Origin of the sequence: Chitinophaga sp. RAB17, assembly GCF_052114225.1 — a bacterium.
Classification (GTDB): Bacteria; Bacteroidota; Bacteroidia; order Chitinophagales; family Chitinophagaceae; genus Chitinophaga.
Genome location: NZ_JBFREI010000011.1, coordinates 237,719 through 262,060, shown reverse-complemented (window position 1 = coordinate 262,060; position 24,342 = coordinate 237,719). Strand labels below are relative to the sequence as shown.

Here is a 24,342-nt window from a genome sequence, read left to right as displayed (position 1 = left end):
CAAAAGTAAGGGAAAGATTGTTAGCTATAAATCTGCGCTACCACATCCTTGAATTTTTCCATGACTGCCTTGCGTTTCAGGCTGAGTTTCGGTGTCATTTCTCCACCGGCAATGCTCCATTCTTCTGTGAGCAGTTCAAATTTTTTGATCTGTTCCACATGATTAAAGAATTGGTTGTATTTATCTACCACTTCCTGGTACATTTCCAGTACCCGCGGGGTTTTAATGGCTGCTTCGTTGGTAGTATAGGGAATATTCTGCTGATTCATCCAGTACTTCAGGTAGGTATAGGCAGGCACTATCAATGCACCCGTAAATTTTTGTCCGGCGCCTACTACCATGATCTGTTCAATAAAGGGACTTTCCTTGAACTTATTTTCAATCGGCTGCGGGGCCACATATTTTCCACCGCTGGTTTTAAACAGTTCTTTTTTCCGATCCGTTATTTTCAGGAATTTATCATCTACCCAAACGCCTACATCACCCGTGTGCAACCAGCCATCTATCACTGTTTCTGCGGTGAGGTCGGGACGTTTGTAATAGCCTTTCATCACGCTGGGCCCCTTTACACAAATCTCCCCATCTTCTTCCAGCTTTACTTCCAGTTCATTGATAGGGGGGCCTACGGTGCCAAACTTCACCCCGCCGGGTGATTTCCTGTTCACAGAAATAACCGGGCTGTTTTCGGTAGGTCCGTATCCTTCGTATACCGGGATGCCGGCGGCATTAAAAATGCGCAGTAACTTTTCCTGGCAGGCAGCACCACCCGTCACGATAAAACGGATATTATTGCCCAATGCCTGTCGCCATTTACTAAATACCAGCTTGTTGGCAATGGCCAGCTGCAGGTTGTACCAGGCGCCTCCACTTATGTTGTTATCGTATTTGGACGCCAAAGCTACCGCCCAGAAAAACAGGCGGCGTTTAATGCCGGTTAAGCCGTTGCCGGTGGCCATGATTTTTTCGAATACTTTTTCCAGCAGCCTGGGTACCGTGGTAAAGCCATCCGGGCTGATTTCCTTCAGGTTGGCGCTCAGGGTATCCATACTCTCCGCATAATAAATGCTGATGCCGCTGAACAGGTATATATAGGTAACCAATTTTTCAAAGATGTGATTCAACGGCAGAAAGCTTAATACCTTAAACGGCTGAGGGGCATCTTCAAATGGAAAAGATGCCTTTGACATCATCAGGTTCCAGACAATGTTATGATGCGTCAGCATTACTCCTTTAGGCGTTCCCGTAGTACCGGATGTATAAATAATGGTCGCCAGGTGATCCGGATCAATGCTGTCTTTTATCTCTTCCACACGGGCCAGCAGTTCGGGCGTGGATTGAGCCGTAATATCGGACCAGTGTGTAGTACCAGGTATTTCATCAAAGGTATAAACACGCTGTAAAGTAGGCACCCCATCCCGTATACTATTCACTTTATCCAGCAACTCTCTACTGCTAACAAACATATATTTTACGGCGGCATCCTGCAGGATGAACTGCAATTCGGCCGGATTGGTAGTAGGATATATCGGGACCAGTACCGCACCGGTTTGTTGAACGGCAATGTCTGTGAAGATCCATTCCGGGCGGTTGTTACTGATAATCGCGATTTTATCGGCGCCCTCGGGGGTAAAATCATTTCCTCCCACACCCAGCTGCAATAGTCCTGCGCTGAAACGGTTTACTATGTCGCTGACACTGGCCGTATCATAGGTTTTCCAATTTCCATTTACTTTCGCCGCCAGCATATCCGGTTTAGGGAATTGTGATAACTGCCAGCTGATTGCATCAAAAAGTCTTTGCTTCTTCGGGATATTGTTCATAACGCGATTTTAATGAAAGTTCGTTCTTGTTCCTGTTGTTCTAAATATACTAAATAAACAATATAATTTATTAAAGCGATCTCCCTCATGGAGATATTTTGAGCAGCCAACATTTTATACCTGTTTCCTTTGAATAATATATCTTTTCCCTCAGCTGCGCCCGGGTGTTGAAGAATCGCTGCTATGGCCAATTATGACTTTCCTGTCATCTGCCGATTGGGGGATACATCTGAAAGTCATCCCCGCATCAAGTCCACCTCACCTCCACCTCAGCCCCATCTTTACCGCTGTGCTACTATATATACATAGTTTGTTCCAGGCATAGGATCAACGGAGCCAACATAATGACTACACTTATTGCAGATAATTTTAATGCACTATACCGCTTGCTGTCAGGAGTGGAGAACAACAAAATACTTCGCCTTTTAAAGACAATAGCCGGCCCTTTTTAAAAGGCCGGCTATAATTAAATGATGCGGAGCGATCGTATTATTAATCAATGAAACACGGCGCCGTATTGGTTTCACTGTACGGGCCATTGGTAGATCCATCGCTGAATTCATAGTGGAATTTGCAGTACCAGCGTCCACCGCTGCCGGGAGTGGAGCTTTCGTTTACCCTTATGCCGGTTTCGCAGACACCATTGATCAGTTTTTTATTACGCCCGGTACAATCAAACATCACGGTAGAACCGTACATATATTTCAGCGTTACCTCGTCATTATAGGCGAGGGCATACTTGCCGGGAGTGGCTGCTTCCAGTGTATTGGCAACCGGGTGTACGCACGGCAGGATACCAGATTTTTTGCTGACAATAAAAATAGCACAAAACAGGAATAAGGCGCCTATGGCGCGCATCAGAGTTTTCATACCTACTTTTTTAAATGTGAGGAATTACGGGTTAAAATCGGTTATTTGAGCTACCGGGTAACTATATCAATTTAGGAAAACTCAGAAAGATGAGCAATTTAATTTTGCACTGGGAAAGATGGTATTTGCCGGCATCCTGGCAGCGATAGCGCGGGCCTTATTTAAAATGACTTTTATACTCCAGTGGCCTTTTTCCTGTGATTAATTTGAACATGTTGATGAAATGAGACAACGTGTTATAGCCGCAATCATAGCAGATCTCCGTGATGTTTTTATCTGAGTCAATGAGTTGCTGGCACGCATATCCAATTCTTAATTCCGTGAGAAACCGGACATATGTTTTTCCTGTTTTAACCTTGAAGTACCGGCAAAATGAAGTGCCGGTCATATGCACCAATGCGGCTGCATCTTCCAGGGTTAGTTTACTCCTGAAGTTGTTGCGCGTGTATTCAATCACGGTTTTCAACCGTTGGTTATCATGCTGAGAAGGATCAAAATTGAAACTTTCTGTTGATAGCAACGTATAGTCACCACTTTCCGCTATCAGGTACAGTATCTGCAGCAAGGTGAGTAATCTGCTGCCGGGCGACTGTACCAGCAGGTCTTCCATCATACTGGCAACGTTGCGGCAGGTGTCGCCTTCCAGCTTAATACCCTGACGGGAGAGTGACAGCAGTTGGGTGAGTTTACGCATTTCAGGCCAGGCAGACAAGGTGCCGCTGGGTATATCCTGTTTGAACAGGGCTACTACCGCCTCACCGGATTGTCCTTTCTGTTCACGGATAAAAGTATCTTCATGACGAAAGGAGTGGGGCAGGTTAGCACCAATTAAAACAACATCGCCGCTTTGGAAAGGGCCGATATAGTCGCCTATCAGCCAGGTACCTGAGCTTTTCTTTATAAACAGCAATTCCAGTTCAGGGTGAAAATGCCAGATGTTACGCATGTTTTCCCCTACATCTTTTCTTACAGTAAAGGAACTCTCTGGTGGCGGAGTAACTTTTTTCAGTACTGCTTTCATAATCGTGCTGTGGCCGGAATGGAAATAAAAATGGTTTATACTTACTCTTAAATGTAAGTATTTTTTCTCATTTTTGTATGAATCAGGAAAGAAGTTCCTCCCGGCCACCTCTAAGGAAATCGTTTGCAACAGCGATAACAGCTGGCATTCTTATTTAAAACCGAATTTGAAACCAATTACTTTCCATGACGGCAGGTGAGCGGGTTTGCTGATCACCAGGGCATCATTTTCCTCTTTCCACTGCACTTTTTCATTGCTGCCCAGCATTTTTACCGAAGCAATTGTTTTATTATTCAGGCTGCCTTTTTTACCTAATGATTTGATGCGGATATCACCATCAGGCGTGTCCAGGAAGTAGGCATACAGGTAGTTGCCTTTGCTGGTAAAGCGGATATCTTCCGCTGTGTATTTTACTTTTTCTTCGTTAAAATTACCTGCTTTAACAGTGGTGGCATTGGCCGGTTTTTCTCCGTATATTTTCCAGGGCCGGCTGCCGTAGATGCCTTCGCCATTGGCCGCTATCCAGTTGCCTATTTCATCCAGTGTTTTCAGCATATCGGGTTCCAGGTCGCCTTCCGGTGTTTGCACGATGTTGATGAGGAGGTTTCCGTTTTTGCTGACAATGTCTACGAGCATACGCAGCACGTCAGTGGCGGATTTGTAATGCTGCCCGGTGCGATAATACCAGTCGCCGATGGAAGTATCCGTTTGCCAGGGGAATGGACTGATGGTATCCTGTACGCCTCTTTCCAGGTCCTGGGCCCACATTCCCTCGGAGGGTTGCTTACAATTATACACGGCGGTAGGTTTCCCTTTGTGCCAGGCAGTATTATCATTGTAGTAGTTGGCCAGCATACTGCGGCCAATTTCGTCAAAGGGCAGCTGACTGTCAGAATAGAGGAGGTCAGGATGATAGGTTTCTACCAGCTCTTTTACGTAACTATACCATAGTTTCATCCATTCCGGATTGGTGGTGAGCCAGCCATTGTCATTGGGTGCAGCGGCGGTATGATAAAGATCAGCATAGGCGGGATCGTTTCCATCGTAAGGGACGCCTTTTAAATTCCCGTCTTTATCTGCCCGGTGGCTCGGCTGGTACCAGGTATAGCTGGCCGCAAGATGCTCTGATACACCGAAATACAGCCCTTCTTTTTTAGCTGCCTGCTGCCACAAGCCCACTACATCTTTTTTAGGTCCCATATTCACCGCATTCCATTTGTGAATTTTAGAGTTCCAGAGGAAAAAATTATCGTGGTGGCTGCCCATGCTGACAAAGTACCTGGCCCCGGCCTTTTTATAAAGTGCCATCAGCTTTTCCGGATCCCATTTTTCTGCCTTCCAGAGAGGGATGATATCCTTATAACCGAATTTGGAAGGATGTCCGTAATGGGCCACGTGGTATTTATAGTCCGCGCTGCCTTCTTCATACATCGCCCTGGCATACCAGTCGCCCATGCGCGGCACCGCCTGTGGCCCCCAATGCGCCCATATACCAAACTTGGCATCGCGGAACCATTCGGGGTATTGGTATTGTTTTAAAGATTCATTGGTAGGTTGATACGGACCTTTTGTTACCGGCAGTTGTTGAGCGGAAACAGTCAGCGTTGTTAAGGCGGCAACTGCACCGGTTAGCAGGGAATGCTTCAGCAAGTGTATTTTCATACGCAGATACTATTTAGAATAAGGAGTCTCCAAAAGTATCGTTATAATAAAAAACACCTGTTGACAAAATTGCCTGTTTACTATGGTATTTTGCCTTGCCTCCGGTGGGTGGGAGATAAGATTGTTGCGATGCAACGAGGAGAAGTAGGAGCATCCTGTCTGAAGTAAACAGCTTACTTCAGACAGGATGAATAAATTATTTAAAAAGCGGGGTCCTCTTCATGAGAAAATTTATATAACCTTTCCACAGGTCATCTTCCAATGTAAGTTCAGGACCAAGATCCAGCGGTTTCACGCGACGTTGGTATACTACTGTGCCATCGCTTTTATAGAGCGATACTTCTGCGCTGATGTTATAAGCGTCTTTATCTGTAGCGGTACTGGTGACGGAATGATCGTTGCTATTTCTTTCTGCACTGCTGTAAGTGCTTTGTTGTCTTTCCTTAAAAGTTTTAAAAAGATCAAACATCAATATATATTCTGTACCTGTTTTTTGTGCGAGGGCAGCAATATCATAACTGTTAATCGCAGTGAGATCAATGTTGCCACTTCTTAATCGTGTATTTATAACCCTTATATCTACCGGTGTAACACTGATCTTTTTCTTATTCTTACGCATAAAGTCCATGATATGAGATTGGGCAAGATCACTGAGGTCTTTACGATAAACACCTTCCTGTGTAAAGTAGGGAGGTATGATGGCAACACTGTTAGGTGCAACAGGTAATGTGCTGTTATTACCGGGTTCTTTCAGCGGAGGAGCTGGGGCATCATTAGTAACAGGAGGTTGACTATTATTTTTGGGAGGAGGTACACTGCTGCTAAAGCTTTGTTCCCGGCCGCTCGAAAAAACGATCTTGTTGATTTCTGTTGTTGGTATTACATTCTCAACAGCTTCTCCCGGATACCTGAAACTGATGGTGCTGTTAGTGACTTTAAATACCTGTACTTTAAGAATGTCGCCGCTTGTTTTAATCACCATATCTGTTTTAGTGGTTTGCTGGGCAACAGATGCTAATGCCAGTAATAGCAGGCAAAAGAGGAGAAATGGATTTTTCATTATAAAAATGGGTTTATGAAGATAGGATAATAATGATAGTTCCGTTTTGGGTTAGCTTTAATCAGGATGCAAAGTAAATGGATATCGTTTAAGTAAAAAAAATATTTTCATTTAGTTCGCTATTTGCAGCGCTGCGTTGTTTTAGCAGTGGATTTAGTTAAATACGCCTGATCTTTTGGTTTAGTATTATTCTGAAAAAAGTTAGTATTACTAATCAGCATCGGGTGTTAATGTTTTTTTAATGTGGAAATAATTTTTATTGGGCATGGAAATTTGGTTATATCGTGTTTTTTCTCGTATTTTACGCCCAGATTGTTCTTTTATACACGGAAATTATGGAACATTCACACTTACTGAATTAAAGGTTAATCCACCACACCTCAATGTAGACATTGCTCCATGTGATGATAGTAAGTTCCTTAAGTATTGTTTTGGTTACTTGAAAAACATGTTGCGTTACATCTTTTATTTAGCTGTTTTATCGAGTTACTGAGAAAGGTTAGGATAGTATACACGGAATATACTGTATTAATCTGCAGGTTTCCCCTGACTTTAATTCACCCAAAAGAAAAATGACTTATGAGACCCTTGAATAGCTGTTGCTGTTAATACAAAACATTATTATCCCCCAGGACATAAGATTATGTGCCGTGAAGAAACCGCCTCTTCTTCGCTGTATCGATAATTATGTTACAAAATGACATTCTATGTCGTATAGCTTTACTATGTCACACAATGGTGATAACTGTACGCTTATTTATAAAATGCAGGCGCCACCTGCATGTCGGAGCTTTATTGTATCGTTAAAGTATATAAACAACGACTAGAATTTAAAGAAACCCTATTGATGATTAGATTAGAGCAAGAAGTATGATGTTAGTATCCTGAAAAAAGAGTTCGTCACATTGATCATGGAGGAAATTATGCCTGTCAGGAAGATAAGTGTACTGTAACTGAGCCGTGATGTCACACCCTGGCATATAGTAATTATTCCATTGATCAACCACCAGAGAAATCTCTTCACTTAAACAGAGCTAAACGTTTGCGGCCCGGCTAACAGCGCTGGTGGAACATTGCTGTGATACCTGATGCTTCAAACGTCTGCTATAACCCTGCTGCACCTTTCCGGTGTGGTGAGGGTGATGCTTGCCAAAAACGTGCGCCATTTTATTTCCGTGAATAAAATGTGCGCCGTTTTGGCTCAGCATTCTATTGCTTCTTTTGCCGATTTTATTATATAAAATATAGAACGATATAGCCCTATGAACAATACTTTACATAAGGAATGTGTACTGCTGACAGATATGTTGTCACGACTGCAGCAGGAAGAAAATAAGGGAATTGTTTTCATTAAAAGCGGAGAGCAGGAAGTATTTGTTTCCTATGCTTTGTTATTCAGAAAAGCAAAACAATGCCTTTACTACCTCCAGCAGGAGAAAGGTCTGCATGCCGGAGATGAACTGATCATACAGGAAGATGACAGCGAAATATTACTGACTGTTTTCTGGGCCTGTATATTAGGAGGTATCATCCCTATTCCCGTATCCACCGGTAATAAAAATGAACACAAACTGAAAGTGCTGAAGATCCGCGAAAATTTAAAGCGTCCCTATCTTTTTGCAGGGAGTGATCATGTACAGCGATTGATTACCTATATACAGACTGATTTACCAGGAACAGATGTGCTGGCGCTGCAGCACAGCATTATAGACGCCGGGATGTCATTTGACGAACAGCCCGACACGCCTGAGTTACATACCCCTTTGCCAGACGACCTGGCATTTGTACAATATTCTTCCGGATCTACGGGGTCACCCAAAGGAGTCATGCTCACCCATCGCAATCTCTTTTATAATACTACTGATTTAGCGGAACGCAAACAGCTCACTGCCGAAGATAAAGAGCTGAGCTGGATGCCGCTCACGCATGATATGGGGATGATCTGTTTTCATCTGACCGGCGTACTCACAGGTTGTACCCAATACCTGATGCCTACTGCTTTGTTCATCCGCCGTCCACTGCTTTGGATGGAATCTGTAAATAAGCATAAGGCCACCATTCTCTATTCTCCCAATTTTGGATATGAATATTTCCTGGAAGCACTGGATAATAAACCGGTGGGTAACTGGGATCTGTCTTCCGTGAAAATGATTATTAATGGTGCAGAGCCTATTTCTGCGGAAGTATGCCGGCGGTTTACCAGCAGGCTGCAAAGCTACGGCTTATCGCCTGTTTGTATTGCACCAGGGTATGGACTGGCAGAAGCATCTGTGTGTGTAACGCTGAGTAAGCAGGGAACACCTGTACGGGAACTGTACCTGCAACGGGATGCATTAGGAATAGGTGACGAAGTGATTGCGGAGGAAAATGCACATACCGGCACAGTAGGTTTTGTTGAAGTGGGATTTCCCGCAACACATTGCAGGGTAAGGGTTTGCGGAGATAAGGATGAAGTGCTGCGATCTGGTACTGTAGGACATATTCAGATAAGCGGATTAAATGTTACATCCGGTTATTATCGCAACGAGGCCGCTACAAATGCGATCCTCACCTCCGATAACTGGGTAAGAACCGGTGACCTGGGTTTCCAGCAAGCCAACGGAGTGTTGGTGATCACCGGCAGGCATAAAAACATGATCATCCTGCACGGACAAAATTATTACCACCACGATATTGAACGTATTCTTTTTGATGTACCCGGTATTTCCGCCGGAAAAGTAGTGGCAGTGGGAATTCCCGGAGGTGGTAATGAAAAGGAAAAGTTGGCGGTATTTGTATTGTTCAAAGGACAGTTACCTGCATTTGCTGTTTTGGAAGAAGCCATCACAGAGAAACTGGGTGATGTACTTTCTATTGTGCCGGATCACGTAGTACCCGTAAGGGAAATTCCTAAAACTACCAGTGGAAAAATACAGCACTATGAATTGATACAGCGTTTCCGCAATGGAGAGTTTGACGATACACTGAATGAACTGAAGGCATTGTCCGGCGATGTTTTCCTGCGGCAATGGCAGGATGAACCGCATGCTGCGCGGGTGCAGGCAATAGCGCAGTGGCTGCGGGAAACAGTAGCACTGCTCATAAAAGTATCTGCGCCGGAAATAGATCTGTTGCAGCCACTTACGGACCAGGGCCTGAAATCATTGCACGCCATGCAGCTCAAAGGAATACTGGAACGCAAACTAAACATCCCGGTAGGTATTGGGGTGCTATATAAATATCCTGTTATAGAAAGATTGGCCCTGTTCATAGAAAAGACATTATTCCCGGCGGCTGTGCATATATCATCCGCTACCATTGCCCGGGAAACTGCTGCTGTGGGTTTGCTCGAAAGAGTAGCCTCCTTATCTGATGAAGAAATTGCTTTACTCCTTAATGAAAATTTACTATGATAACCCGGGAAGAAAGAATAGCGAAACTTAGCCCGCTTCAGAAAGCGTATCTAAAAATTGAAGAATATAAAACAAGGTTAGGCCAGCTGGAAGATAAAAGCCGTGGCTATGCCGATGTTGCGGTGATTGGCATTGCGCTGCGTTTCCCGCAGGCAGATACGCCTGCAGCTTATTGGGAAAATCTGATTGCAGGGCGTGATCATATAAGACCCTTTCCGGAACAACGGGCCACAGACGCGCTGGATTACCTGCGTGCTGCCGGCAAAGGCGCTGTAGCACCCCTGTTCAGGGAAGCGGCCTACCTGGAAGATATCGATAAATTTGATCCCCGTTTTTTTAAATTCAAACAGAAGGAAGCGGCATTGATGCATCCGTTGCAACGCATGTTGCTGCAAACATCCTGGCAGGCAATGGAAGATGCCGGCTACCTCGGTAATGACCAGGCAGATGATCGTACCGGTGTATATATGGGCGTGTCCGGAGATCATACCTACAGCCAATACCTGGACATGATTGCCAGCGGATACCAGGATGTAAGTGCTTTAGCACTCACCGGTAATAACAACGCGATTACTTCCAGCCGCATTTCTTATTTCCTGGATCTCAAAGGTCCGGCAATTACTATTGATACTGCCTGTTCCTCTTCCCTGGTGGCTATACACCAGGCATGTAAAGGATTAATGAATGGCGACTGTGAAATGGCGCTCGCCGGTGGCGGACGGGTATACCTCGTACCCGAAAAGGGAAAATACGAAGTAGGTTTTGAATCACCTGCCGGCAGAACAAGGGCATTTGATATTGCTGCCGATGGCGCCGGAGTAGGAGAAGGGGTGGCAGTCGTACTGTTGAAACCACTGGATAAAGCCATCGCTGATGGAGACTGCATACATGCAGTGATCAAAGGTTCCGCCATTAACCAGGATGGCACCTCTGCCGGTATCACTGCACCTAATCTCGCCGCGCAGGAAGCAGTGCTGAAAAGTGCATGGGCAGCGGCTTCTATTGACCCTGCTACGATTACTTATATTGAAACACATGGTACCGGTACCGCTCTCGGAGATCCGATAGAGTTCCAGGCCCTGAGTGATGCATTTGGTGTAAATGCACCTGTGCAGGGTTGTGCTTTGGGCGCCGTAAAAAGTAATATCGGTCACCTGTTTGAAGCTGCCGGTATTGCAGGTTTGATCAAGTGTATACTGGCATTACAGCATAAACAGCTACCTCCTGTCATTAATTATACTGCACCTAATCGTGAAATTACACTCAGGGATTCTCCTTTTTATATCAATACGGAAAGCATTCCCTGGAACCTGACAACAGCAGATATCCGCCGTTGTGGTGTCAGCTCTTTTGGTATCAGTGGTACCAATGCACATGTGGTGCTGGAAGAATACATTCCGGCAGCAACTAAAGATCAGCGTCATACAGTTACACCACAGCTGTTTACATTATCAGCTGCCAGCAGGGAAGACCTGCTGGTACTGACCAATAGTTATGTAGCGTGGCTGGAAGATAAAAAAGAAGACAACCTGGAAACGATCTGTTATGCCGGCAATACCGGCAGGGCACATTATTCCTGGCGGCTCGCAGTAGTAACAGATAACGTAGCACAACTGCAGGAGGCATTACGGAAAGCAGATACGTTGTTATTACAGACAGAAAGGCGTTCCCATATCAGCGATCAGCATTATGATCAGCTGCAGGAGCTGGCTGCATTGTACCTGGAAGGGGGTATTATCAACTGGCGGTTGTTATATAAAGGGAAACGTATTACACGGATAGCATTACCCACTTATCCACTGAACGAAGTACGTTGCTGGGTTACCTACGATCAGGCAGCTCCTGTAACAGCTCCTCTGCAGGTTGCAGCGGTGGTAACGGCTACGCATACACGTGAGGATATTTATAAGGCAGTGCGGACAATGATCGCCAAGGATACCGATCTGAAGCCGGAAGATATAGGCGAAGATGCCGACTTTTTTCAGCTCGGACTGGATTCCCTGATCATTATGCAATTGATTCAGGGCATACGTAAAGAGTGGAAACAGCAGGTGGAATTATCGCAGTTTTATGATAAGCTGACAACGCTGAGCAGGCTCGCAGATTACCTGCTGGAACAACTCGCAGCAACAGGCTCGGTACAACCCGCATTGACGGTTACGCCGGCAGCAACAGCCACTGTTGCTGCTGCAAGGCCATCACAGATTAACTACTTTGTGCCTTATAGAGAAGTAGAGAAAAAATCTGATCATAACCTATCTCCCCAACAACAACAACACCTGCAGCAGCTGGCTGCCCGTATTAATCAACGTACAGCCAGAAGTAAAACATCTACCCAGCAATATCGCGGCGTACTGGCCAATAACAGGAATGTAGCAGGCTTCCGTCCTGAGCTGAAAGAGATCACTTACCAGATCATTGCAGCAGAAGGTAGCGGCGCCAATATTACAGACCTGGATGGCAACCAGTATGTAGATCTTACGATGGGCTTTGGGGTGAACCTGTTGGGATATAATCCTCCGTTCATAAAGGCCGCTTTGATGGCCGAACTGGAAAAGGGATTCCCGGTAGGCCCGATGGTGGATACAGCTGGAAAAGTAGCATCGCTCATTTCAGAAATGACTGGTGTGGAAAGGGTGGCATTTTATAATTCAGGTTCCGAAGCAGTAATGGTTGCACTCAGGCTGGCCAGAGCCACCACGGGTCGTAATAAGGTAGTGCTTTTCAAAGGCGCTTACCACGGTACATTCGATGGCGTGCTGGCACTGGCTAACGCGCTTGATCCTGCGTCTTCCATTCCTTTGGCACCAGGCATTGCGGAAAATTACGTGAGCAATGTAGTGGTACTTGATTACGCTACGCCGGCGTCCCTTGATTTCATCAGAGAACACGCTCATGAACTGGCAGCAGTATTGGTAGAACCGGTGCAAAGCCGCAGACCGGATATACAACCGCGCGATTTCCTCCATGCGGTAAGAGATATTACCGCTTCGGCAGGTGCAGCTATGATCATAGATGAAGTAATCACCGGTTTCCGTATTCACCAGGGCGGCGCACAGGCCTGGTTCGGCGTAAAAGCAGACCTGGTTACCTACGGGAAAATTGTAGGTGGTGGTATGCCGGTGGGCGTAGTGGCAGGTAGCGCAAAATTCATGGATGCGATAGATGGTGGTATGTGGCAGTTTGGTGATCAGTCTTACCCCGAAAAAACCACCACTTTTGTAGCCGGTACCTTTAACCAGCACCCGCTCACCATGCAGGCCGCGTGGCAGATATTGACATATCTGAAACAACAGGGCCCCGGTTTACAGGAAACACTGAATGCCCGCACAGCTAAACTGGCAGCACGCCTGAACCAGTTCTTTACTGAAAAGCGTGTACCCATTTCCGTTGTAAATTTTGGTTCGCTGTTTCGTTTTGTGCTGAAAGGTAACTGGGAACTGTTTTACCAGCATCTGCTGGCCAACGGGGTATATGTATGGGAAGGACGCAACTGTTTTATTTCTGCGGCGCATTCAGAAGAGCAGATAGATTATATCTACCAGGCTGCTACCAGGTCAGTAACAGAGATGCTGGATGGTGGCTGGGTAACTGCCGGACCAACAGTCACGGTGGCAATATCGGAGATACCCTTTACAGAAGAACAGGAGCAACTGTATGCGCTCGCCGCATCTGATCCGGAAGCATCCAGCGCCTTTAATGAAAACCAGGTGGCTACCCTCACAGGTACGCTTGATAAAAACGCTTTGTATGAAGCCATTGATATTGTTGTAAACAGGCACCAGGCGCTGAGAACCGTTAAGGTGAGTGCAAAGGGTATGCTGGTAGCAACAAAAGCAGCAGCTATTGTTAAAACGATCACGGCGGCGGAACTACTGGCCTTACAGGAACAGGGCATCACCACCACAGATCTGTTGCGCGAAAACGGGCAGCAGGCTTTTGATCTGCAACAAGGCCCCTTCATACGTTTTCTTTTACTGGAAAACGATGAAACACACCACAGCCTCCTGATGACTGTTCATCACCTCGTGGCAGATGGCTGGTCCATCGAAGTCATCTGGAGTGAAATCGGGCAGGCCTATTCCGCTATCACCGGCAAAGAACCGGTATCCCTGCCATCTGCGGTGGCGATAGAAAAATTCAACGAATGGCAACAGGTGCAACAACAGGATGAAGCAGGTAAAGCATTCTGGAAAGCAGCATTTCAGCAGGACTATCCGGCTATAGAGCTGCCGGCAGACCGCCTGGTGACAGCTAATACAGGCAAGCAGGGGAGCAGCTTTACGATCACCCTGGATGCATCCCTCCGGAAACAGCTGACCACATTGGCACAGCAGGAAAAACTGACCTTGTTCAACCTGTTATTGGCTGCCTATAATATTCTGCTCTACAAACTGAGCGGACAACATGCTTTTGTTATTGGCATTCCTTCCGCAGGACAGGCTCGTATGGGCGAGAACTGCCTGGTAGGGCAATGTGTAAGCATGCTGCCATTTTACAGCCACCTGCAGCCTGAAACACCGCTTAAAGACTACCTGCTGGATATACGTACCAGGCTGTCGGATATTATCCGTTACCAGGATTGCTCTTTTTCATCACTGCTGGCGGCAGATACTACCCTGGCGCCACCGCGTATTGCTACCGAAATAGATATGAACAGCGTGAAAAACCACTTCCGTTTCAGAGACCTGGAAGTAGCCGTTACGTTTCCACCTGTAGAGCAGGTAAAATATGATCTCAGTATCAGCATCATTGAAATGGAAGAACAATTACATGCAGGCTTCTACTTTAATACTGCCCTGTTTAACAGGGAAACAGTGGAAAGCTGGGCGGATGGCTACGTAAGCCTGTTGAGTGATATGGTGGCAGATCCATTAAAAGCAGTAGGAGAACTGGTGATGAATAGCGAAGAAAGCGAACGCATTTCTTCTGCATGGAACAATTTATAGTTTACGGGGCAACAGGCGGTATTCACTGCCTGTTGCCGCAACCCGGTAATATAACATGAACATCAGATCAGGAAAAATTTTACCTGCGGTAGAAGCAGATAAAATAGCAGTTATACATGGGAGTACAACGCTCAGTTACGGCGGACTGGCAGAAGCGGTATGGAATAATGTGGTGATGCTGAAAGTGACGGCAGGTCGCCCTGTATTTATCGTGGCAGATGATCCCATTACACGGTTAACGCTGGCGTTAAGTGTAATAGAGGCAGGTGGCTATTGTTCCTTCCTGCACCCGGATGCAGATCATGTCTTAAAACAGGAAATCAGCAACTGGAAAGAAGCGGTGATATTATCAGAGAAATGTTACAGCGGACAGTTTGCATCCGAACGAATGATTATATACGATGCGGAGGGGTACATACTTCCTTCCAGCCTGGTGCTGGCAGAAGATGAACCACCATACGCAGCAACAGGCGGCATCGTTTTGCGTAATACCCTTCCGGGAAAAGCCGCCGCTTTTGTAGTAGATTATCCGGTGCTCACAGAGCACTTACAACATATCATCCGTGAATTCGGGATCACTGCTTCTCAGCGATTGCTGACGGATACCGTCCATCAGTATCACGATCTGCTGGAGTGGTGGCTACCGGCTATTTCCGGAAAAGCAACGCTCCAGTTCATGGACAAAAATACGCCAGGTGGCAGTCATGGCGAAGTGGCGCTAAAACTGAATGTAAAAGGAGTGAGAGAGTGGTTGCACCGCCCCGGATCATACCGGCATATCATCAATGGTGATACCGCCAGGCTGATCATTAGTTGCCATCACCGTGTTAACCGTCACCTGGTGAAAGCATGGAAAAAGCAGTTCCCTCATATCCCGGTGGTGTCACATACCTACCAGTTATCGGGTCTGCCGGTATCCATTGCCAGCGGGCATATGGACGCAGTGGAAGTAACGGATACCGATATCACAGACAGCTTATCCTTACACCGGCCATTTGGCAAAACGAGGATCGCTATACTGGATGAAAAAGGCAAACCGGCACCAGTGAATGTAAAAGGTAGTCTGCAGGTAGAAAACAGTTGTCTTACTAACCCGGTACTTTTCAATCAGGATTCCCCTGTTTCGCAGAAATTATTTCCCACGGGATACAATGCCCGCTTTATACCCGGTGGAAAAATACAGCTGATCAATCAGCAACACCGGGAACTACGCAGTGGCAACCAGGTGATCACGCCGGATGAAATAGAGGAAATCGTTTACGCACATCCGTTAGTATACCAGGCAGCAGTAATGTTGTCATTCGGACACGCGCATCCTGGTGTAACGGTATTTGTAACGCCAAAAGAAAATGAAGAGATAACTCCTGCCGGTTTGCGTCAGTGGCTGAGTGTATACGTGCCCGCAGCGCGGATGCCGCGTTACTTTGTGGTACTGCCATCTTTCCCGGAACTGGCGGATGGTCAGCTGGATATCACTGCCCTGCGGTTGCCGGAAGATCATTACGACAGCCAGGCTACCGCTAACGAAACAGAAGCCCGGATCATCAGCATCTGGAAAGAAACGTTGAAACAGGAAAATATAGGGCCGGCAGATGATTTCTTTTCACTGGGCGGACATTCTTTACTGGCAGCACGTACCACGGCCGTAATGAACGATGCGTTTGGTCTTACTTTATCTCTCAAAGATATTTTTATACACAGTACGCCGGCATTGCTGGCGGCTTTTATTGCCAACCTAACGGGAACGGATACTGGAGAACGCCCTGTTCCGGGTGAACGTGGCAACCACATACCGCTTTCTTTTTCGCAGGAAAGGGTATGGTTCATTCATCGTTTGCAGGGCAGTGTACCCTTTCATTTGCCTGCACTGCTGAAGTTGTCGGGGAAGCTGGATATCGCGGCATTGGAATATGCTTTGTCAGGCATTGTGCAACGGCATGAAGTGATACGTACACTGATCCGGGAGGAGAACGGCGAAGCATTCCAGGAGGTAATACCTGCCGATACCTGGCAAATGCAATACACTGATGCTACAGCGCTGAACGGAGAAAGCGCCTTGCAGGAGCTGCTTCATCAACAGGTGATGCTGCCGTTTGACCTGCGAAAAGATATGATGCTGCGGGCTACCCTCATCCGCCGCTCTGATAACGAACATCTCCTGCTGTTGGTGATGCACCATATTGCTACAGATGGAGGATCTTTTCCGGTGATCATGAATGAGCTGGTGGCATTTTATGTAGCCCATACAGAACATCGGGAGCCTGAACTGGCACCACTGCCCCTGCAGTATGCGGATTATGCCATATGGCAGCGCAAACTGCTGACGGATGCGGTGCTGGACAAAGAAGTGGGCTTTTGGAAGCAACAGCTGGAAGGACTATCACCGCTGGAATTACCCACCGATTTTGCGCGGCCGGCTATTCAAAGTACCGCCGGTGGAATGGTGTATTTCCATCTCGATAAATCGTTACACAAACAATTAAATATGCTGGCGCGACAGGAAGGGGTAACCCTTTACGTGTTGTTGCTGTCGGCATTTAAAATAGTGTTGGCGCGCTACAGCGGGCAGCAGGACATCTGCGTGGGTGTACCTGTGGCCAACAGAACGCATGCCGAACTGGAACCGCTGATAGGCTTCTTTCTCAACCTGCTGGCCTTGCGTACGCAGGTAGGTGAGGCAGGCAGCGGCAGGGTACATGACCTGCTGTTATCGGTAAAAGAATCTCTCCTGCAGGCCTATGCACACCAGGAAGTGCCTTTCGAAAAAGTAGTAGGCACACAGCGGGATCTCAGCCGCAGTCCTGTATTCCAGGTGTCGTTTACACTGCACAGTGGTGGCGGGGCAGAGTTGTTCCGCATCCGCGATCTTGCACTCAGTGAAATAGACCTGGMAGAGCGGGCCATACAATTTGACCTGGATGTGGCAGTAGTGGAAACAAAAGGTGCGCTGCAGGTAAACCTCGGTTATTGCAGTGATCTTTTTACGCGGGAAACAATCCTGCGCATGGCGCAACACTACCAACAGGTATTGTTGTCGATACTGGAAAATCCTTATCGCAAGATTGCAGACATGCCGTTTATGACAGCATCGGAAGCTACGCTGTTGAAGGATTTCAATGACAAGGTTTATCCGTTCCCGCAGGATAAAACCATGGATGAACTGATAGATGAAATTGCTATCCGCTATCCTCACCGGATTGCCATAAAGCATAATAATAACGTGGTCGACTATACGCAACTTAAACAGGGGGCGGAGCAATTGGCCAACTACCTGGTGTCCGCCTCAAAGTTGCAGCATGAGGATATTGTGGGAGTATTGTCAGACAGAAGTCCTTTACTGCCACAAGCCATTTACGGTATATGGAAAGCCGGTGGAGTATACCTGCCCCTGCATCCGGAGTTACCGGAGGAGCGGTTGAAAATGATACTGGAAGATGCAGGCGTAAAAGTATTGATCACAGAAAAAAAATATAGTACGGTAGCTACAGCTTTGCAGGCAGCCTGCCCCTTGCTGGAGCATATTGTATATGCCGACAGTCCGGAAGCATATCAGGAAGGCATCTTCCTGAAAAGGAATACCGGAAAAGATAACAGCCAACTCGCTTATGTAATATATACTTCCGGCTCTACGGGAAAGCCCAAAGGAGCGATGGTAGAGCATAAGGGGATGATCAATCACCAGTATGCACGTCTCAGGGAGCTGGAAGCAGATGATCAGTGCCGTATAGCGCAGAATGCTTCGCAGAGTTTTGATATTTCTATTTTCCAGTCGTTTGCCGCGCTGTTGTATGGCGGAACTACCGTTATTTATAGCCAGGATACGGTATTAAGACCGGACGAATTCCTGAGGCAGGTTACCGCAGATGGCATTACGATGATGGAAATAGTGCCGGGATATTTATCGCTGGTGCTGGATGAACTGCCGGTACAGAAGCAGTCGGTGTTTACTGCCCTGAAGTATATGCTGGTAGGGGGAGAAACGATGAAGAAGAGCCTGGCAGAACGATGGTTTGCTGCCTTCCCCGGTATAAAGCTGGTGAACGGTTACGGACCTACGGAGGCATCGGATACTATTACACAGCATATCATGGAGCAGGTTCCTGCCGGCAGCAGTATTCCTGTTGGTAAAGTATTGCAGAACCTGCGTATTTATATTGTAGATAAAAATGGAGAACTGTGTCCGCTGGGAGTGGTGGGTGAAATATGGGTAGCCGGTGTTGGCGTAGGCAGAGGATATTTGAATGATCCGGTTAAAACAGCCGCCTCATTTATAACCGATCCATTCACGCAGGACGGTGGCCGTTTATACAAAACCGGTGATCTGGCCCGTTACCTGCCTGATGGCTCCATTGAGTTTACCGGTAGAAAAGATTACCAGGTAAAGATCCGTGGTTACAGAATTGAACTGGGAGAAATAGAGCAGCGGCTGAATAATTTGCCTGGTGTAAAAGAAACGGTAGTAATGGACAGGGAAGGTGCAGATCATCAGCCGGCATTGTTTGCTTATGTTACACTGGATGCCGGGTGCAGGATGGATGAACAACAGCTCAAAACCTTGTTGTCCGCACAGTTGCCAGCTTATATGGTGCCCGCACATATCATGGTGCTGGAGGCGTTTCCGCTGAATGCCAATGGTAAAGTAGATCGCAAAATATTACCCATGCCGGATGCAGCGGCCATCGTTGCAAAAGATATGGTGTTGCCGCGCAACCGGGTGGAAGCTGGTATGGCGGCTATCTGGCAACGATTGTTGCAGGTGGAAACGGTGAGTGTGACCGCTGATTTTTTTGAACTGGGTGGCCACTCTTTACTGGCGGTGCGGGTATTGTCCGCTATCCGCAGTGAGCTGGACCTGGAAATCAGTATCAGGGACTTTTTTACTTATACAAGCATCGCGTCGCTGTCTGCGTTTATTCATGACCGTGAGGATGTGCCAACAACCGCTGCTCCACTGGGTGTACAGGAAAGAGATGCATTTATCCCTTTATCTTTTTCGCAGGAACGGCTCTGGTTTGTAGACCGTTTCTCTGGTTCCCTTCCTTATCATCTCCCATTTTTGCTAAAGCTGACAGGTGTTATAAATGCACCGGCATTACAGTATGCCTTACAGCAAATCGTGAACCGGCATGAAGTGCTACGTTCGGTGATACGGGAAGAAAATGGCAGGGGATATCAACAGGTATTGCCTGAAAATGGCTGGCAGCTGGAGTTTTTAGATGCCGCTTATTTTACTGATGAAACGGAATTACAGGCATTTATCCGGGAGGAAATACAAACTTCCTTTAACCTGGAAGCAGATCACATGATGCGTGCAACACTTATTCGCCTCAACAGGAAAGAACACCTGCTGCTGATAGTGATGCATCATATTGGATCGGACGGATGGTCCATACCGCTGATGGCCAATGAGCTGGCGGTTTTATACAGCGCCAGGGTACAGCAACATACCCCCGTTTTACCGGAGTTGTCGTTACAGTACGCAGACTATGCGATCTGGCAACGCAAAAATATCAAGGAAGAACTGCTGGCGACACAGCTGAATTACTGGAAGGGACAACTATACGGGGTAGAACCTTTGCAGCTGCCAACAGATTTTATACGTCCCGCCATGCAGAGCACCCGTGGGGCTGTAAAGCATTATCATCTTGCAAAAAATATCTGTGAAGCGCTGGAATCATTTTCAGATAAACAGGGTGTAACGTTGTTCACCACTATGCTGACGGTGTTTAAAGTACTGCTGCACCGACACAGCAATCAGCACGATATCTGTGTGGGTATTCCTGTTGCCGGCCGCCTGCGGCCAGAACTGGAGTCATTGATTGGCTTCTTCGTAAACACAATGGCACTGCGCAGTGATTTTACCGGCAACCCGCTTTTTACCACTATGCTGCAGCAGGTAAAAGAAACTACTATCGCGGCTTTCATGCACCAGGACGTGCCCTTTGAAATGGTGGTGGACCAGTTGACTATTCAGCGGGATATGAGCCGCAATCCGGTATTCCAGGTAGCCTTCGGATTAAATAATGTGCCGGCTGCTGCAGGCACGTTGATGCTGGATCAGCTCGAGGTAGAAGAAGTGCTGCTGGAAAAGGAACACGCCAAATTCGATATCAGTTTTGAATGGTTTGTTACCGGCAACGGATTGCAGCTGAGCGTGGAATATTGCACAGACCTTTTTACCGATGATACCATCACCCGTCTGGTGCATCATTATATGAACCTGCTACAGGCCATACCTGAGCAGGCACACCTGCATGTACTTGAATTGCCTATGCTGTCTGCCGCAGAAATACAACAACAGCTGGCAGACTTTAATGATACCAAAGTACCTTATCTCCTGGAGCAAACCGTTACCGGTTTACTGGATATACAGGTACGCAACAACCCTGCAGCTATTGCTATTGTAAGCGATGACCGGCAGATTTCCTACAGAGAACTGGATGAGCGCTCCGGACAGCTGGCTAATTATCTCCTTCAGGAAGGAATTGGAAAAGGTTCACTGGTAGCGGTTTGTATGGCCAGATCTCCGGAACTGATCATCAGCATTACGGCTATTCTGAAAGCAGGGGCGGCATATGTACCCATAGATCCTGCCTATCCGCATCAGCGCATTGCCTTTATCCTGTCAGATACAAGAGCAGCACTGCTCATCACAGATGATGCGCTGAACACTACGCCGGATGAGCAACTACCTGTCAGGATATTGCATGTCAGTGATCATTGGCAACAACGGGTAGCGTCACTACCTGCTGCCATCCCTGATGTATCTATTGTGCCGGAAGACCTGGCCTACGTGATCTATACCTCCGGATCTACCGGCGAGCCCAAAGGGGTAATGGTAGCGCACCGGTCTTTACTCAATCTCTGTTACTGGCATACCGATGCCTTTAATGTAACGGCTGCTTCCCGTGGTACGATGTATGCAGGTATTGGCTTTGATGCAGCAGTTTGGGAAATATGGCCCTACCTGTTGAATGGTGCTGGTTTGTATCCTGTAGCAGAAGAATTGAAACTGGATATGGACGGCTTGCTGCATGTCTTCCATCATAACGGTATCACCCATACGTTTTTACCTACCGCTATTTGCGAACAACTGGCGGATCACATAACGGCAGTGGATGAAACACTGCCCCTGATACTTACCGGTGGTGATCAGCTGAAAAAGGCAAGCCCGTATTTAAGGATCATTAATAATTATGGTCCCACGGAATCTACCGTGGTGGCTACTTCTATACCGCTGAACCCAACCGGTGAAAAAGGCGCGCTTACTATTGGCCGCCCTATCAGCAATACGCAGATTTACATCCTGAATGATGCCCTGCAGCTCATGCCGGCAGGAACCTCCGGTGAAATATTTATTGGTGGCGACAGCCTGGCCATAGGATACCTTAACCAGGAGGAACTAACGGCCACCCGTTTTATCGTCAATCCATTTGAACAACATACCCGCCTGTATCGTACCGGAGATCTTGGCCGCTGGCTGCCGGATGGTACCATCGAGTTTATGGGAAGGAAAGACAACCAGGTGAAGATAAGAGGCTACCGGGTAGAATTGGGCGAAATAGAAAATGTTATACAACAAAGCGGACAGGTAAGTCAGACAGTGGTGCTGGCGAGAGAAGATAATGCCGGTCATAAACAACTGGTGGCCTATATCGTATCGCCTGATTCATTGAACAAGGATAGCTTAACAGATTATCTCAAAGCAAAATTACCCGCTTATATGGTGCCGGCATTGCTGGTACCACTGGATAGTATGCCACTGACGCCCAATGGCAAAATAGACCGGAAAGCATTACCGGTACCGGATACAGCTGCACTTTCCGGCAGCGTATATACGTCACCGAGAAATGAACTGGAACAACAACTCGCCAATACCTGGCAGGACCTGCTGGGAATAGCATCAGTGGGAATACACGATAATTTCTTTGAATTGGGAGGTGATTCCATCATCTCCATACAACTGGTCAGCCGGTTAAAACGCCTGGGATATTCACTGCACACAAAAGATGTGTTTAATAATCAAACGATCGCCAGACTGTCGGCATTGCTGATAGAGCGGCAAACCGTTACGCCTGCATTTATTGCAGAACAGGGATACCTGACAGGCCCCAGCGGACAGTTGCCGATACAACAGTGGTATTTTGAAACCCAGCCGGCAGTAGTATCACATTTTAATCAGAGCATTCAGCTGAATATCAGTAAAGCCGTAACAGCGGCAGTGATGCAGGAGGTAGTAGTACAACTGGTGGCACACCACGATAGCCTGCGTTTTTCATATAACCATTACAGTGATAGCTGGATACAGGAATATACATCAGCAACGAACATCCAGGTGCAGGTGGAAGATCTGAAGCACGTTTCCTCCCAGGATTTGCCGGCGCTGATCACCGCGTTGGAGGAACGACACCAGCAAAGCCTGGATATTACATCCGGACAGGTAATGCGCGTGGTATTACTGGAAACCCCGGCGGAAGTACGTGACAACAGGTTGCTCACCATCATCCATCACCTGGCAGTAGATGGCGTATCCTGGCGGATATTACTGGAAGATACCGAACTGCTGATTACCGCAGCTATCAACGGCACCGTAGCAGACCTGGGTAAAAAGACAGGTTCTTACCGTCAATGGTACCAGTCGCTGGAACAGTATGCAGACTCTTCAAGGTTATCGTTACAGCAACCCTACTGGGAAAAAATCACCCAGGCATATACAGTGTTGCCGGTAGATACTTCTTACCCTGATGCTATAACGGTAAAGGATGTACGCCGGATAATCACCTCGCTGGATACTACATTGACCCATCAACTATTACAGGATGTTTCAAAAGTATACCGTACAGATATCAATGACATGCTGCTGGCGGCGCTGGCAAGATTACTGACAGATTGGAGTGGCCATCACAACGTAGTGATCGGACTGGAAGGACACGGCAGGGAAGAGGTAGGGACAGACACGGATATCAGCCGGACGGTAGGATGGTTTACGAATCTTTATCCCGTATTGCTGGATGTAACACGCTCCGAAAACGAAAAAGACCTGATCCGGAATGTGAAAGAGCAACTCCGCAGCATCCCGGACAAGGGCATGGGATACGGCGTACTGAAGTATATCCGTAAAACGGCACAACTACATGGCAATGACCCCTGGGATGTTGTATTTAACTACCTCGGACAGCTGGACAACCTGGTGAGCAGGAGTCAATGGTTTAACGGTATGGATGAAGCAGATACTTCCAATGCCAACGTAAGCCCGCTGAACAGTGTTGGTGAAAAGATAGCCGTAACGGCTATGGTAGAAGGTGGGGCGCTGGTGCTGGTATGGAATTACAGTAGCCGGCATTTTAAAACAGCCAACATTCAACAGCTGGCCAACCGTTACCTGGAAATACTGACAGCATTGATACAACACTGTATAGAACAGTCCGGCACCGTATACACGCCTTCTGACTATGGGTTATCTGCTGAAGTGAGTAATGAAGAGCTGGATCTCTTCTTTATGAAACAGGAAACAGATGACGAAGAAGCCGACATGGACAGTATTCTGAACTTCTAAAATCAAGTATAA

The 24,342-nt window shown here is 47.0% G+C and carries 8 protein-coding genes; 3 read left to right on the top strand and 5 right to left on the bottom strand.

Annotated features, from left to right (window positions below):
* Positions 1–20: 20 nt before the first annotated feature.
* The 5 genes from AB4Z08_RS28750 to AB4Z08_RS28730 all read right to left on the bottom strand — a co-directional run bounded on the left by AB4Z08_RS28750 (position 21) and on the right by AB4Z08_RS28730 (position 6,433).
* Positions 21–1,820 carry an AMP-dependent synthetase/ligase gene (locus tag AB4Z08_RS28750; RefSeq protein WP_441577237.1) on the bottom strand — a complete coding sequence of 600 codons (1,800 nt, stop codon included), beginning with the start codon at positions 1,818–1,820 and terminating at the stop codon, positions 21–23.
* Between the two features lie 492 nt (positions 1,821–2,312).
* Positions 2,313–2,690, bottom strand: coding sequence for a hypothetical protein (locus AB4Z08_RS28745; RefSeq protein ID WP_441577236.1), 378 nt, complete (start codon positions 2,688–2,690; stop codon positions 2,313–2,315).
* A 157-nt stretch (positions 2,691–2,847) separates the two neighbouring features.
* A complete protein-coding gene (locus AB4Z08_RS28740; protein WP_441577235.1) occupies positions 2,848–3,711 on the bottom strand; it encodes an AraC family transcriptional regulator in 864 nt (287 codons plus the stop codon).
* A 150-nt stretch (positions 3,712–3,861) separates the two neighbouring features.
* The gene (locus tag AB4Z08_RS28735; protein WP_441577234.1) at positions 3,862–5,373 is read right to left on the bottom strand and encodes an alpha-L-fucosidase; all 1,512 of its coding nucleotides are present in this window, start codon (positions 5,371–5,373) and stop codon (positions 3,862–3,864) included.
* A 196-nt stretch (positions 5,374–5,569) separates the two neighbouring features.
* Positions 5,570–6,433, bottom strand: coding sequence for a hypothetical protein (locus AB4Z08_RS28730; RefSeq protein WP_441577233.1), 864 nt, complete (start codon positions 6,431–6,433; stop codon positions 5,570–5,572).
* Between the two features lie 1,262 nt (positions 6,434–7,695).
* Between AB4Z08_RS28730 and AB4Z08_RS28725 the strand changes: the two genes are divergently transcribed.
* From AB4Z08_RS28725 to AB4Z08_RS28715, 3 genes are read left to right on the top strand one after another with little or no spacing between them, the layout of a single operon-like run.
* Entirely contained in the window at positions 7,696–9,825 is a 2,130-nt protein-coding gene (locus AB4Z08_RS28725; protein WP_441577232.1) for an AMP-binding protein, read from the top strand.
* Entirely contained in the window at positions 9,822–14,774 is a 4,953-nt protein-coding gene (locus AB4Z08_RS28720; protein ID WP_441577231.1) for an aminotransferase class III-fold pyridoxal phosphate-dependent enzyme, read from the top strand. The genes AB4Z08_RS28725 and AB4Z08_RS28720 overlap by 4 nt, the downstream gene beginning before the upstream one ends.
* 55 nt (positions 14,775–14,829) lie before the next feature.
* Entirely contained in the window at positions 14,830–24,330 is a 9,501-nt protein-coding gene (locus AB4Z08_RS28715; protein WP_441577230.1) for an amino acid adenylation domain-containing protein, read from the top strand.
* Positions 24,331–24,342 lie beyond the last annotated feature (12 nt).

What these genes read in the sequence shown, in the direction of transcription:
- AB4Z08_RS28730 (WP_441577233.1), bottom strand. Translation starts at nt 6,433, where the DNA reads ATGAAAAATCCATTTCTCCTCTTTTGCCTGCTATTACTGGCATTAGCA.
- AB4Z08_RS28745 (WP_441577236.1), bottom strand. Translation starts at nt 2,690, where the DNA reads ATGAAAACTCTGATGCGCGCCATAGGCGCCTTATTCCTGTTTTGTGCT.
- AB4Z08_RS28740 (WP_441577235.1), bottom strand. Translation starts at nt 3,711, where the DNA reads ATGAAAGCAGTACTGAAAAAAGTTACTCCGCCACCAGAGAGTTCCTTT.
- AB4Z08_RS28725 (WP_441577232.1), top strand. Translation starts at nt 7,696, where the DNA reads ATGAACAATACTTTACATAAGGAATGTGTACTGCTGACAGATATGTTG.
- AB4Z08_RS28720 (WP_441577231.1), top strand. Translation starts at nt 9,822, where the DNA reads ATGATAACCCGGGAAGAAAGAATAGCGAAACTTAGCCCGCTTCAGAAA.
- AB4Z08_RS28750 (WP_441577237.1), bottom strand. Translation starts at nt 1,820, where the DNA reads ATGAACAATATCCCGAAGAAGCAAAGACTTTTTGATGCAATCAGCTGG.
- AB4Z08_RS28735 (WP_441577234.1), bottom strand. Translation starts at nt 5,373, where the DNA reads ATGAAAATACACTTGCTGAAGCATTCCCTGCTAACCGGTGCAGTTGCC.